12 protein-coding genes, 1 pseudogene and 1 riboswitch are annotated in these 13,215 nt (G+C 71.9%); of the genes and pseudogenes, 5 read left to right on the top strand and 8 right to left on the bottom strand.

The features are described 5' to 3' along the window. Positions 1-4 precede the first annotated feature (4 nt). On the bottom strand, positions 5-325 hold the full coding sequence (locus J3R08_RS01060) for a type VII secretion target (protein ID WP_043327353.1): 321 nt from the start codon (positions 323-325) through the stop codon (positions 5-7). 154 nt (positions 326-479) lie between these two features. On the opposite strand from J3R08_RS01060, the gene J3R08_RS01055 reads away from it, so the two are divergent. The 3 genes from J3R08_RS01055 (at position 480) to J3R08_RS01045 (ending at position 2,967) form a co-directional block, all read left to right on the top strand. Continuing rightward, positions 480-1,367 carry an ABC transporter ATP-binding protein gene (locus J3R08_RS01055; RefSeq protein ID WP_064448419.1) on the top strand — a complete coding sequence of 296 codons (888 nt, stop codon included), beginning with the start codon at positions 480-482 and terminating at the stop codon, positions 1,365-1,367. 9 nt (positions 1,368-1,376) lie between these two features. Next, entirely contained in the window at positions 1,377-2,114 is a 738-nt protein-coding gene (locus tag J3R08_RS01050) for an ABC transporter permease (protein ID WP_209959660.1), read from the top strand. Between the two features lie 94 nt (positions 2,115-2,208). Next, positions 2,209-2,967, top strand: coding sequence for a VOC family protein (locus J3R08_RS01045; RefSeq protein ID WP_043327360.1), 759 nt, complete (start codon positions 2,209-2,211; stop codon positions 2,965-2,967). A gap of 289 nt (positions 2,968-3,256) precedes the next feature. Here J3R08_RS01045 and J3R08_RS01040 read toward each other — a convergent pair whose 3' ends face one another. The 4 genes and pseudogenes from J3R08_RS01040 to J3R08_RS01025 form a co-directional block, all read right to left on the bottom strand. After that, positions 3,257-4,036, bottom strand: a complete 780-nt coding sequence (locus J3R08_RS01040) for an ABC transporter ATP-binding protein (RefSeq protein ID WP_209959658.1) — start codon at positions 4,034-4,036, stop codon at positions 3,257-3,259. Beyond that, the gene (locus J3R08_RS01035; RefSeq protein ID WP_043327364.1) at positions 4,033-5,202 is read right to left on the bottom strand and encodes an iron ABC transporter permease; all 1,170 of its coding nucleotides are present in this window, start codon (positions 5,200-5,202) and stop codon (positions 4,033-4,035) included. Before J3R08_RS01035 ends, J3R08_RS01040 begins: the two co-directional genes overlap by 4 nt. Positions 5,203-5,204: 2 nt before the next feature. Then, positions 5,205-6,137, bottom strand: a complete 933-nt coding sequence (locus tag J3R08_RS01030) for an ABC transporter substrate-binding protein (RefSeq protein ID WP_043327365.1) — start codon at positions 6,135-6,137, stop codon at positions 5,205-5,207. 107 nt (positions 6,138-6,244) lie between these two features. Continuing rightward, positions 6,245-6,338: riboswitch (cobalamin riboswitch) on the bottom strand. A 120-nt stretch (positions 6,339-6,458) separates the two neighbouring features. Further along, positions 6,459-7,778, bottom strand: a pseudogene (locus tag J3R08_RS01025) (M14 family metallopeptidase); the annotation flags it as partial. Positions 7,779-7,985: 207 nt separating this feature from the next. Between J3R08_RS01025 and J3R08_RS01020 the strand changes: the two are divergent. Further along, complete coding sequence (locus J3R08_RS01020; RefSeq protein WP_069088698.1) at positions 7,986-9,326, top strand: C39 family peptidase; 1,341 nt, start codon at positions 7,986-7,988, stop codon at positions 9,324-9,326. An 89-nt stretch (positions 9,327-9,415) separates the two neighbouring features. On the opposite strand, the gene J3R08_RS01015 is transcribed toward J3R08_RS01020, so the two are convergent. Genes J3R08_RS01015 through mqnE form a run of 3 tightly spaced genes read right to left on the bottom strand, consistent with a single transcriptional unit; the run spans position 9,416 to position 11,326 of the window. After that, positions 9,416-9,694, bottom strand: a complete 279-nt coding sequence (locus J3R08_RS01015; protein WP_113972208.1) for a DUF4229 domain-containing protein — start codon at positions 9,692-9,694, stop codon at positions 9,416-9,418. A gap of 26 nt (positions 9,695-9,720) precedes the next feature. After that, positions 9,721-10,149, bottom strand: coding sequence for a hypothetical protein (locus J3R08_RS01010; protein WP_209959656.1), 429 nt, complete (start codon positions 10,147-10,149; stop codon positions 9,721-9,723). A 7-nt stretch (positions 10,150-10,156) separates the two neighbouring features. Further along, positions 10,157-11,326, bottom strand: coding sequence for an aminofutalosine synthase MqnE (gene mqnE, locus J3R08_RS01005; RefSeq protein ID WP_043327375.1), 1,170 nt, complete (start codon positions 11,324-11,326; stop codon positions 10,157-10,159). 221 nt (positions 11,327-11,547) lie between these two features. On the opposite strand from mqnE, the gene J3R08_RS01000 reads away from it, so the two are divergent. Beyond that, positions 11,548-13,149 (top strand): C40 family peptidase, encoded by a 1,602-nt coding sequence (locus J3R08_RS01000; RefSeq protein WP_209959654.1) that lies wholly within the window; start codon positions 11,548-11,550, stop codon positions 13,147-13,149. The last annotated feature ends 66 nt before the right edge of the window (positions 13,150-13,215 follow it).

The following is a 13,215-nucleotide window of genomic DNA, read 5'->3' as shown; positions in this document are numbered from 1 at the left end:
CCCCTCAGGCGCCCGGCTGGAACATGTCGGTGTTGGCCACGTCCGTGCCGGTGTACGCCTCGGCGGTGTCGCGGAGCCCTTCGGCGATCGTCGCCATCACCTCGGCGCCGTCCTCCAGCCCTGCCAGGCACGCCTCGAACTGCTGCTCGTACGCGGCGGCGAGACTGAACGACGCGGGCATCACGCCGAACGCGTGCCGGGCCACGTGGCCGTCGCGGAACAGTCGGTGCAGCTCACGGAACTGGCCGGCCCGGTCCCGGGAGGCGGCGGCGAACGCCGTCAACGCCTCCGGCTGCACCTCGAGATTCCTGCTCGGACTGGTCACGGACCCTCCCCAGTGTCCGGTCGGAACTTCCACCGTCCTCGACGGCGCCACCAGCCTAGGGGATGTGCGCAGTTCCACAGGGGGCGGCGACGGTTGCCCCGGCACGGTAGACAGGGAGTGCACGAGCACCCTTCCGCCGCCCGAGGAGCCCCGGATGATCCTGGCCCGCGCCGAACAGGTCAGTCGCCGCTACGGCGACGTGCTGGCCCTGGACCGGGTCGACCTGACCGTCCGGGCCGGGGAGCTGGTCGGCCTGCTCGGCCCGAACGGCGCCGGCAAGAGCACCCTGATCAACCTGCTGGTCGGGCTGCGCCGCCCGAGCGGCGGCCGGGTCGAGCTGTGCGGCGGCGACCCGCGTGACCCGGCGAGCCGGCGGCAGCTCGGCGTCACGCCGCAGGAGACCGGCCTGCCCGGCACGCTGCGGGTCGGCGAGGTGGTCGACTTCGTCTCCGCGCACTTCCCCGACCCGGTGCCCCGGGGCGAACTGCTCGACCGGTTCGGCCTCGCCGACCAGGTACGCCGGCAGACCGGCGGCCTCTCCGGCGGCCAGCGTCGCCGGCTGGCGGTGGCGCTGGCGTTCGTCGGCCGTCCCCGGCTGGTGGTGCTGGACGAGCCGACCACCGGCCTCGACGTGGAGGCGCGGCACGCGCTCTGGGACGCGATCCGCGGCTTCCACGCCGACGGCGGCGCCGTGCTGCTGAGCAGCCACTACCTGGAGGAGGTGGAGGCGCTCGCGCAGCGCGTCGTGGTGATCGGCCACGGGCGGGTGCTGGCCGACGACTCGGTGACGGCGATCCGCGGGATGGTCGGCGTACGCCGGGTCAGCCTGGTCGCCGACGACCTGCCGACGCTGCCCGGGGTGGTCGCCACCGAACGCGCCGACGGGCGGGTGCACCTGCTCACCACCGACGCCGACCAGCTCGTCCGCGACCTGGTCACCGCCGGGGTGGCGTTCCGCGACCTGGAGGTCCGGCCCACCTCGCTGGAGGAGGCGTTCCTCGCCATCACGGCCGGCGACCGGCCCGCGCCCACCCCCGCCTAGGAGACAGTCGTGCCGCTCGCCCTCGTCCACGCCCGCTACCACCTCCTGGAGATCATCCGGATTCCGGTGGCGGTGGTGGGCAGCGCCTTCTTCCCCGCGGCCGCGATGCTCTTCTTCGTGGTGCCGTTCGCCGGCGACGACCCCACCGGCGCCACCTACGCCACCGCCGCCATGGTGACGTTCGCAGTGATGAGCGCCAACATCTTCCAGTACGGCGTGGGTGTCGCCGAGGACCGCGACCAGCCCTGGAACCCGTACACCCGGACCCTGCCGACCGGACCGGCCCCACGACTCACCGGGCGGATCCTGGCCGGGCTGGTGCTGACGTACGTGTCGATGATCCCGGTGGTGGTGATCGCCGCGGCGGCCACCGAGGCCCGGGTCAGCGCGCTGCAGTTCCTGCTCGGGCTCGGCGCGGTAGCGGTGATCTCGGTGCCGTTCACGCTGCTCGGCCTGGCGATCGGCTACGCGCTGCCGAGCAAGGCGGCGATCGTGGTGGCGCAGGTGATCTTCTTCCCGCTGGCGTTCGGCGGCGGCCTGCTCTCCGGGCCGGACGACGCGCCCGGCTTCATCAAGGCGATCGCCCCCTACCTGCCGACCCGGGGCGCGGTGGAACTGATCTGGGCGGCGGTGACCGACTTCCGGCCCGGCACCCTGTCGCTGGTGATGCTGGGAGTCTGGGTGCTGGTGCTCGCCGCGGCCGCCGGCTGGGCGTACCGGCGGGACGAGGGACGCCGCTTCACCTGACCTTTTGTCCGGTTCCGGCCCGGTGGCCGACCCGGCGGTGCCACGATGCCGACAGGGCGGGTCAGCGGGACCGTCCCCGGCGAGAGGGGTCACCGTGAACGGCGTCGAGCCCGGCACACCCTGCTGGACCGACCTGGCCACGCCGGGGCTGGAGGACGCGCGACGGTTCTACCCCGAGCTGTTCGGCTGGACCGGGCAGATCTCCCCCGAGCCGGAAGCGGGCGGCTACACCGTCTTCCAGAAGGACGGCAAAGCCGTCGCCGGGGCCGGCCCGCCGGCCACGCCGGACCAGGTGCCGGTCTGGTCGATGTACGTGGCCACCGACGACGCCGACCTGGTCGCGACCCGGGTGGAGGCGGCCGGTGGGCAGGTGGTGGTCTCCCCGTTCGACGTCGCCACGCAGGGCCGGATGGCGGTGCTCGCCGACCCGGCGGGCGCGGTGTTCAGCGTCTGGCAGCCGATGGCGATGCGCGGGGCCGAACTGTTCAACGCACCCGGCGCGATGTGCTGGAACGAGCTTGTCACCCCCGATCCGGAGAACGCCAAGGAGTTCTACGCGCTGGTCTTCGGCTGGCACCCGGAGGAACGTCCCGCCGGGCCGGTGCCGTACACCGGGTGGCGCTGCGGCGCCCGGATCGTCGCCGGCATGCTGCCCCGGGCCGAGCCGATGCCGGAGGACCTGCCCGCGTACTGGGCCGTCTACTTCGCGGTGGAGGACGCCGACGTCACCGCCGCGCGGGCCGCCGAGCTGGGCGGCACCGTCCTGGTCCCGCCGCGCGACAACCCGGCCGGCCGCAGCGCCGCCCTGCGCGACCCGTCCGGCGCCCTCTTCTCCATCTCCACCCTCCGCTGACCCCCTCCGCCGCGCGCGAGGCGGGTCCGGTCGAGATCTTGGTACGGGTTGGCCCCCAGGAGGGCCTGTTCGTACCAAGATCTATCTGCCCTCCCGGCAATCGGAACACCTGCTCAGGATTCGGGACGGCGCTCCCTGAGGGTGGGCTGTTCAGCGGCAAAGCCGCCACCCCGTCCGCCGATCTTGCAGTTGCGGCCCTCGTGGCGTTACATTCGCACCTTTTGTCGGGGCCGGAAGTGCAAGATCGACGGCGCGAGAGGGCGGGCGCGCGAAGGCGGGGCGGGTGGGGTCAGGTTGGGCGGACGGGGACCACCAAGGGGCCGTGGTCGCCGGGGATCACCCGGATGTGGGCTCGGTAGTGGCGGGCCAGCAGCTCCTCGGTGAGCACGTCCTCGGGCGGCCCGGCGGCGGCCACCCGGCCGTCGGCCAGCAGCACCAGACGGTCGGCGTACTCGCCGGCGATGGAGAGGTCGTGCATGGTGGCCAGCACGGTCAGGCCGTGCTCGCGGCGGAGCTGGTCGACCAGTTCCAGCACCTCCTGCTGGTGCCCGATGTCCAGCGCGCTCGTCGGCTCGTCCAGCAGCAGCAGGGTGGCTCCCTGGGCCAGCGCCCGGGCCAGGAAGACGCGCTGCCGCTCGCCGCCGGAGAGCGTGGCCAGCTCACGGTGCGCGAACGGGCCGAGGTCGAGCCGGTCCAGCACCTCGTGCACGGCGGCCAGGTCGGCGGCGGACTCGCGGCCCAGCGCCGGGATGTACGGGGTACGCCCGAGCAGCGTGTAGTCGAAGACCGACATGCCGGCCGGCACCACCGGGGACTGGGCCACCGTGGCCACCACCCGGGCCCGTTCGCGGCGGCGGAGCGCGCCGATCGGCGTACCGAAGAGTGCGACCTCGCCCGGGCCGGTCAGCAGGCCGCCGACGGCGCGCAACAGGGTCGACTTGCCGGCGCCGTTGGGTCCGATGACGGTGACCCACTCGCCGGCGGAGACCGTGAGGTCGACGCCGGCCAGGATCGGGTTGCCGCCGAGGGCGACCCGCAGGTCGTGCACGCGCACGGCGGGGGCGTTCACATCGCCACCCGGCGGGCGGTACGCAGGACGAGGACGAAGAACGGGCCGCCGAGCAGCGCGGTGACCACGCCGATCGGGATCTCGGCGGGGGCGGCGGCGGTACGGGCGACCACGTCGGTGAGCGCGAGGAACGCGCCGCCGAACAGCATGGACAGCGGCAGGATGATCCGGTGGCTGGAGCCGAAGAGCAGCCGCATGGTGTGCGGCACGATGATGCCGACGAAGCCGATCAGCCCGGACGCGGAGACCGCTGCGGCGGTACCGAGCGACGCGGCGGCGATCAGCAGGTAGCGGGAGCGCTGCGGGTGCAGGCCGAGACCGGTGGCCTCGTCGTCGCCGACGGAGAGCACGTCCAGCTCACGCCGGTGCAGCAGCACCACCACGGCGGTGAGCACGAAGTACGGCAGGACCAGCCACACGTCGTGCCAGCCGGCGGTGGCGAGCCGCCCGAGCAGCCAGGAGTAGACCTGCTGGATGTTGTCGGAGTGCTGTTGCAGCAGGTACGTCTGCCCGGCGCCGAAGAACGCCGAGACCGCCACCCCGGCCAGGATCAGCGTGGCCGGTGACCGGTCCCGTCCGCCGGCCGCGCCGAGCAGGTACGTCAGCACGACCGCGCCGAGCGAGCCGACGAACGCGGCGAGCGGGATGGTGATCGGCAGCCCGGTCAGCGCCCCGCCGGCTCCGGCGCCGAGCACGATCGCCGTGGTGACCGCGAAGCCGGCGCCGGCCGCCACGCCGAGCAGGTACGGGTCGGCCAGCGGGTTGCGGAAGACGCCCTGGTAGCAGCCGCCGGCCAGGGCGAGGAGCGCGCCGACGAGCAGGCCGAGCACGACCCGGGGCAGCCGCAGCTCGGTGATGATCGCGATTTCCCGCTCGGTGAGCCCGCTGTCGAGGCGTACCCCGGGTAGCAGGTTGAGCAGTTCGGCGGCGACGCTGCCGGGCGGCAGGCTGACCGGGCCGAGTGAGACGCCGGCCACCAGCGCGACGAGCACGGCCACGACTCCGGCGAGCAGCCAGCGCTTGCGTAGCCCGGCGGGCCGGACCGGGGCGCCGCCCGCGCCGGGCGCCCCGCGCCGCCCGGGGCGGGACAGCGGCCGGATGCCCGGCCGGGACGCCCGAGGCGTTCCGGCCGGGTTCGGGGCGGAGTCCGCCTGTCGTAGGGCCATTGTCAGGCCGGGACCTTGGCGGTGGCGTCGACGATGACCTTGAGAAGGTCGACCACGCGCGGCCCCCAGCGCGAGGCGATGTCGTCGTCCAGCTCCACGATCTGGTTGTTCTTCACCGCGTTGATGCCGGCCCACCCGCTGCGCGCCTTCACCGTGTCGGCGTTCTGCTTGCAGCACTTGGTGTCGGACAGGAAGACGAAGTCGGGGTTCGCCTTGACGATGACCTCCTGGGAGAGCTGCGGGTAGCCGCCGTTCTTCCCGTCGGCGTCGGACGGGTCGGCGATGTTCTCCAGCCCGGCGAGCGCGTAGATGGTGCCGATGAACGTCTTGCTGGTCGCGGTGTACAGCTCCGGACCCAGCTCGTGGAAGTAGGTCAGCTTCTCGGTGCGCTTGGGCAGGTCCTTGGTCAGCGCGGTGATGTCGTCCTTCATCTTCTGCACCACGGCCTCGGCCTCGGACCGGTGGCCGGTGAGCGTGCCCAGGTCGGTGAGCTGCCGGTACGTGTCGTCGAGCGTGGCCGCGGCGGGGATCTGCAGCACCGGGATCTTCAGCGCGACGAGCTGGTCGGCGATCTTGTTGAGGTTGTCCGAGATCACCACCAGGTCGGGGTTGCGGGAGGCGACCGCCTCCGCGTTCGGCTGGTAGCCGGACAGGTCGGTGCGGGGCGCGTCGGCCGGGTAGTTCGACTGGTCGTCGACGGCGGTGACCTGCTTGCCGGCGCCGATGGCGAAGAGCATCTCGGTGGAGGTCGGCGAGAGCGAGACGATCTTCTCGGGCCGCTTCTCCAGCGTCAGCTTGCCGACGGTGGCCGGGAACGCGCCGCCGGAGGCGCCGGCGGCGGGGGTGTCGGTCGAGGTCTTCTCGGCGCAACCGCCGAGAAGCAGCACGCCGGCCGCGAGCGCGGTGGCGAAGAGCCGGGGGGTACGTCGGGACATGAAGCCTCCTGTCGGTCGAGGAGTGTGGTGCTTCGCCGACAGGAAGAGAGGCCCGTCCGCGAGGCGCCCTTCCTCGAGAGCGCGTGTCGCGACCGGGCCGCAGGCGACCTGGCTCGTCCCACGTCCGTCGGCGCCGGCGGGAGGCCGACGCCGCGCGTACGGGGCATCACAGTTGCGGGACAGCGCCGGTTTCGCACCGGCTTCGCTGTGGCACGGTCGGTGCCACGGTAGCGCACGACCAGCGGAGATCGTCCGGACGGTGGGGGTGGGTGGGAACCCCGGCGGGGGTGGAACCGGGGTTCCCACCCGGTGGTGAGGTCAGCAGTACTGGCTCTGCTTGCCGATCGCCCGGTACGGGCAGTCGGCGTACTCGGACAGGATCAGCACGGCCTCCCGGTTGCGTGAGGTCTGCGCCGGGATCACCTCGTCCGGCGGGTAGAAGCCGCCGCCCGAGGCCGAGCCGGGGTACATCTCGAAGGTGTACGCCCAGATCTTGTGGGCGCCCCACATCCAGTCGATGCTGGTGCCGTCGGCGATGTAGAGGTCGCTCGACTGTTCCGGGGTGTAGTTGTTGGTCGCCGCCATCTGCCGTCCGATGGTGGCGAAGGTGTTGTACTGGTCGGTGTTCATCCCGGTGGCGGTGTTGTTGTACGTGTACCCGTACGGCCAGAGCACCAGCTGCGAGTAGGTGTGGAAGTCGATGTTCGCCTTGATCTGCTGCACCCCGCCGACGACCCGGCTGTTGACGAAGTTGCGCAGCGCCGCGGTCTCCGGCGCGGAGAAGGCGGACGGGCCCCGGTAGGTGTCCGACGACTTCGAGCTGGACGAGCCGCCGCAGCAGCCCCACTGGTAGCCCCAGTTGCGGTTCAGGTCGGTGCCGACGGCGGTGGAGCCGCTGTTGGGCTGCCGGTTCTTGCGCCAGGAGCGGTAGGAGCCGGTGGCGATGTCGTATTCGCTGCCGTCGGGGTTGACGGTGGGGACGATCCAGATCTCCCGGGTGTTGACGATGTTTGTGATCCGGGAGTCGCTGCCGTAGTTGTCGGTGAAGAGGTTGAGCAGGTAGATCGCCATTTCGACGGTCAGGTGCTCACGCGCGTGCTGCTGGGCGTTGAACAGGATCTCCGGCTCCGCCTCGTCGGTGGCGACGTTGTCGGAGATCTTCACGGCCATCAGGTCCCGGCCCTGGTAGGACGTGCCGATGCTCAGCTTCCGCGCGATGGTCGGGTGGTCGGCGACCACCTTGTTCACCACCGCTGTCAGCTCGGCGTAGTCGTGGTAGTTCGAGTCGGCGGGCGGGAACGCGTTGGCGGTCATGCCCCCGTCGGCGTGGTCGTGCTCCGGCACGACGTCCTTCTCGAGCCGGAACCCGAGCCGGGTGATCGCGTTCGCCTCGGCCTTGGTGGCCGTGACGTGCAACACACCGTGTTCGGAGTAGTCGATGGCGGCGCCGGTGCCGGCGACCGCGGTGCGGTCCGCGGCGGTGCGGGGGCCGAGCACCCGGTACGCGACGGTGGCCGGCTCGCCGGAGCCCTCCGGCGCGGGCCGGGCGACGGCGGGCGCGGCGGCCGCGCTGACGATGGTCAGGCCGACGGCGGCGGCGAGCGCCAGCCGGCGGCGGAACGGAGAGGTGCGGAAGGCCATGGACAACCTCCTGGGGGTACGGGAGAGCTCCCGTTGTCCGCACACTCCACCAGGAGACACATGGTCATATCAATATCTGTCTCTCCCTTTAGTCATCCCGACCTGATCGTCACTTCGGCAATGATTTTCCATGCCTGAACATCTGGCGAAACTTCCCGCCAGGCGCGACAGTGAACGGCAACGATGCCGTCTCCCCGTGGAGCTGCCATGTTCGGACGACCCATGCGCGCGGCCGCCCTCGCCGGCCTCACCGCGCTCACCCTCCTCGGCACCACCGCACCGGCCCAGGCACAAGCCCCGCGGCCGGGCGTCACACACGACGAACAGATCACGTTCCAGGAGTTCTCCCGCTTCCCCGACTGGCGCAGCGGCTCCCACCAGGGCACCCGCGCCGTACCGGGCCGTCACCCCGCGCTGACCATCGACCGCCCGGTGGGCACCACCGAGTTCACCGACGAGCACACCGGCACGACCCGCACCTGGGAGTACGCCACCTGGACCTCGCCCGAGCGGCGGATCGGCTTCGACGCCAGCGAGATGGTCGCGTCCTGGAACGCCGCCACCCCGGCCGGCACCTGGATCCAGGTCGAGCTGCACGGCACGTACAACACCGGGGCGCAGACCCCGTGGTTCGTCATGGGCCGCTGGGCCTCCGGCGACCAGGACATCAAGCGGTCCACGCTGGACGGCCAGGGCGACCCCTGGTCGAGCATCTGGACCGACACGTTCTCGATCGACGACGCCGACGCCGGAGTGCTGCTGCGCTCGTACCAGTTGCGGCTGACGCTCTACCGCGCGCCCGGCCAGGCCGCCGCGCCGCAGGTGCGGATGGTCGGCGCGATGGCGTCGAACGTGCCCGACCGGTTCACCGTCACCCCGAGCCGGGGCGGCATCGCCTGGGGCACCGAGCTGGCCGTGCCGCGCTACTCGCAGAACGTCCACATCGGCGAGTACCCCGAGTACAACGGCGGCGGCGAGGCGTGGTGCTCACCCACCTCGACGGAGATGGTGGTCGAGTACTGGGGCCGCAAGCCCTCGGCCGAGGACACCTCCTGGGTCGACCCCGCCTACCCCGACCCGACCGTCGACCACGCCGCCCGGATGACCTACGACTACGAGTACGACGGCGCGGGCAACTGGCCGTTCAACACCGCGTACGCGGCGAGCTTCCCCGGCCTGGAGGGCCGGGTCACCCGGCTGCACTCGCTGGACGAGGCGGAACGCTTCATCAAGGCCGGCATCCCGGTGGTCACCTCGCAGTCGTTCCTCGCCAGCGAACTCGACGGGGCCAACTACGGCACCGCCGGGCACCTGTTCGTGATCGTCGGCTTCACCGCCGAGGGCGACGTGATCGTCAACGACCCCGCGTCCTCCTCGAACGAGGCGGTGCGCAACGTCTACAAGCGGGAGCAGTTCGAGCAGATCTGGCTGCGCACCAAGCGCTACCGGGCCAACGGCACAGTGGCCTCCGGCTCGGGCGGCATCGCGTACCTGATCAAGCCGGTCGACCGGCCGTGGCCGGTCGTCCCGGGCTCGACCAACTGGTGAGCGGCTCGACCATCCGGTGAACCGCTCGACCGGCTGGTGAACGGCGAAGGGCCCGGCGCGACGTCGCGCGCCGGGCCCCGCCGGTCCGCTCAGCTGTCGCGGCGTTCGCCCTCCGGCTCGGCCTGGTCCTCACCGGCCAGCGCGGAGCGCAGCCGGTCCTTCTCCAGGCGACGCCGCTCCGCCGCCTCCGCCATCTCCCCGGCCATCTGGTCCCGCAGGCCCTTGAGCAGGAAGAACGACAGGGTGGCGGAGAAGATCAGCGCCAGCATCAGCCGCAGGAACATGTTCATGTCGACGAACCAGAGGGCCGCCAGCACGACGACGAACAGCCCGATCCGGCCCAGCGTGTACTTGAGCGCCGCGCTCATTCCCGCATTCCCACTCTCTTCGTGCCTCAGCCCGTACGCCGGGCCAGCCAGTGCACGCCATGAAACCAGACGACCGCGTAGACCACGGTGAACACCGCCGCGGCCAACGCTCCCGTGAACAGCGCGGGCAGCCCCGAGGCCAGTCCGGCGGCCAGCAGACCGGCGAGCACGCCGAGCGCGATGCCGGTCAGCGCCGCCACCACCCGGGCGGCGCCGAACTCCCAGGCCCGGAACTCGTCCCAGAACAACCAGAGCGGCAGGATCACCGCCAGCCAGCCGTTCGTGCCCCCGAAGCCGCTGTCGCCGATGGTGGCGAACGCCCATTCGAAGACCAGCAGCGCCAGCACCCCGATGACCAGGCCGGCGAGGCTCACGCCGAGCAGGTCACCGAGGGTCAGGATGCGCCCCTCGGCGTCACGCCGGGGGAAGGCGCGCTGCTGTTCCTCGCCGCTCATCGCCCGCTCAGGCCCAGACCTGCTGCGGCTCGGACCGGCGCTCGGCCAGCGACGGCGGCCCGTCGTACTCGCGCACGATCTCGTAGCGGGTGTTCCGCTCGACCGGGCGGAACCCGGCGTCCCAGATCATGTGCAGCAGGTCGTCGCGGTGCATGGTGTTCGGCGTGCCGTACGAGTCGGCGTCGTGGGTGATCTTGTATTCCACGACCGAGCCGTCCAGGTCGTCGACGCCGAAGTTCAGCGAGAGCTGCGCCACCGACAGGCCGTGCATGACCCAGAAGCACTTGACGTGCGGCACGTTGTCGAACAGCAGCCGGGAGACCGCGAACGTCTTCAGCGACTCGGCCGGCGAGGCCATCGTGGTGCGGGCCTGGATCCGGTTACGGATCTTGCCGTCCGCCGAGTCGACGAAGTCGTGCTGGTAGCGCAGCGGAATGAAGACCTGGAAGCCACCGGTCTCGTCCTGCAGCTCGCGAAGCCGCAGCACGTGGTCGACCCGGTGCCGGGGCTCCTCGATGTGGCCGTAGAGCATGGTCGACGGCGTCTTCATGCCCTTGGAGTGGGCCAGCCGGTGGATGCGCGACCAGTCCTCCCAGTGGCAGTTGTGGTCGACGATGTGCTGGCGGATCTCCCAGTCGAAGATCTCCGCGCCGCCGCCGGTCAGCGACTCCAGGCCGGCGTCCATCAGCTCGTCGAGGATCGCGTCGGCGGTGAGCCCGCTGATCTTCTCGAACCACTGCACCTCGGTCGCGGTGAACGCCTTGAGGTTGACGTTCGGCAGCGCGGCCTTCAGCTCCCGCAGCACCTTCGGGTAGTAGCGCCAGGGCAGCGTCGGGTGCAGGCCGTTGACGATGTGCAGCTCGGTGAGCTGCTCGTCCTCCATCTCCTTGGCCTTACGGACCGCCTCGTCGATCCGCATCGTGTAGGCGTCCTTCTCGCCCGGCTTGCGCTGGAACGAGCAGTACGCGCACGACGCCGAGCAGACGTTCGTCAGGTTCAGGTGCCGGTTGACGTTGAACATCACCCGGTCGCCGTTGAGCTCCGTACGCCTGTGGTGGGCCAGCCGGCCCAGCCAGGTCAGGTCGTCGCTGTCGTAGAGGGCGATGCCGTCCTCGCGGGTCAACCGCTCCCCGGCGTACACCTTCGCTTCGAGTTCGCGCTTGAGTCCGGCGTCCATCCGAAAGCCACGTCCTTCCCCCTGGGTTCCCGATCGAGCGTACGTCGCGGGTCCGACCAGCCGCCGACGTGGTCGAGCCAGTTCACCCGCCGTCACTCTCCGCACATCGACATCGCTGCGACGGTGAGGTAAGACAGGGTGGGGCGGAACACACACCAGTGCCGCCCTGTCCTGACACGCCCCACCTCGCGTGGCGGGCACCAGACCGGACGGGGAGCGGAATGTCCGACAGCACCAAGGCCCGGCGGCGACGAGGCCGGCAGCCGGTGATCTCACCGGTCCTGCGTCCGGCCCTCTGGTCCGCCCTCCTCGGTGCGGTCGCGGCGGCGGCGCTCGCCACCCCGGCCTGGGCCGACCCGCTGCCCGACACCGTGCCCAGCACCGGCTCCCGCCCCCAGGTCACCGGCCCCCTGCAACTGCCCGGCAGCGTCCCCGGCCTGCCCGGCAGCGTCCCCGGCCTGCCCGGCAGCGTTCCGGGCGTGCCCGGAGTAACCGTCCCGGGCCTGCCGGGCGGCACCACCGGCGTCACCAACCCGGCCGACGGCCCGCTGATCGCGCAGATCAACCAGCTCGACGCCCAGGTCGGGCTGCTGGGCGAGGAAATGCTGCGGATCAAGGGCGAGCGGGACGCCGCACAGGCCGAGCTGACCCAGTCCGCCGCCCGGCTCAAGGAGGCCCAGGACGCGCTCACCCGGGCCCAGGAGAACGCGAAGAGCGCCGCCGCCGACGCGGTCAAGGCCGACGCGGCGCTGCCGCCGGGCGAGTTCGGCGCCAGCCTGCGTGACTTCGCCAACCTCCAGCGCATCACCCGGGGCGACAAGGCCGAGGGCGCCACCACGTCCGTGACCGGCGAACTCCTCCGGGCCACGAACGCCGAGCGGATCGCCCGGGAGGCGCACGACTCGGCCCAGCGCCGGGCGACCGAGAAGGCCGCCGAGTTCACCCGCGCCGAGACCGACCTGCGCAAGCAGGAGACGACGCTCGTCGCGCTGCGCAAGGAGAACGCCGCCAAGCTGCTCGAGATCGAGCGCCTGGCCGACGCCGCCGAGCAGCAGCTCGGCAGCTCGTACGTCGTCAACCAGAGCATCGACGGTCTGGCGGCGGACCCCAAGGCGCTCGCCGCGGTCCGCTACGCCCTCGCCCAGCTCGGCGACCCCTACCTCTGGGCCGCCGAGGGCCCGGACCGGTTCGACTGCTCCGGCCTGGTGCTCGCTTCCTACCGGTCGGCCGGCTACAAGGGCCTGCCGCGGGTCGCGAAGGACCAGTACTACGCCACCCGCTCCCGCACCGTCTCACCGAACGCGCTGCTCCCCGGCGACCTGCTCTTCTTCGCCTCCAGCAGCAGCTGGACGAGCATCCACCACGTCGCCATGTACATCGGCAACGGCAAGATGGTGGAGGCGCCCCGGACCGGCGACGTCGTCAAGATCTCGGTGGTCCGCTGGTCCCGGCTCTACGCCGCGACCCGGGTGATCGGAGCCGTCGCCGCCCCGGCCACCCCGGCTCCCCCGCCGCCCGTGCCGACCACCCCGCCGCCGTCGTCCCCGACGCCGAAGCCGACGCCCACCACGCCGAAGCCGACGCCGACGACCCCCAGGCCGACGCCGACCACCCCGAGGCCGACCACGCCCACGCCGGACCCGACGACCTCCAGCCCGACGCCCAGCACGCCGTCCAGCCCGCCCGAGGAGCCGACGCCGACGCCGAGCGAGAGCAAGAGCGCCGCGCCGAGCACCAGCGCCGCCCCGAGCAGCAGCAGCGTCGCCCCGTCGCGCAGCACGTCCGCCAGCGCCTCTGCCAGCGCGAGCGGCAGCGCCGACTGACCCAACCCGCACTCCGGCTGTGCGCCCGGGCCGGAATATGGCACGGTGAGATCCAGGCACTTTCGG

Origin of the sequence: Micromonospora sp. HB375 (assembly GCF_017872985.1) — a bacterium.
In the GTDB taxonomy this organism is placed as follows: Bacteria; Actinomycetota; Actinomycetes; order Mycobacteriales; family Micromonosporaceae; genus Micromonospora; species Micromonospora chalcea.
This window is presented reverse-complemented; position numbering and strand designations above follow the sequence as displayed.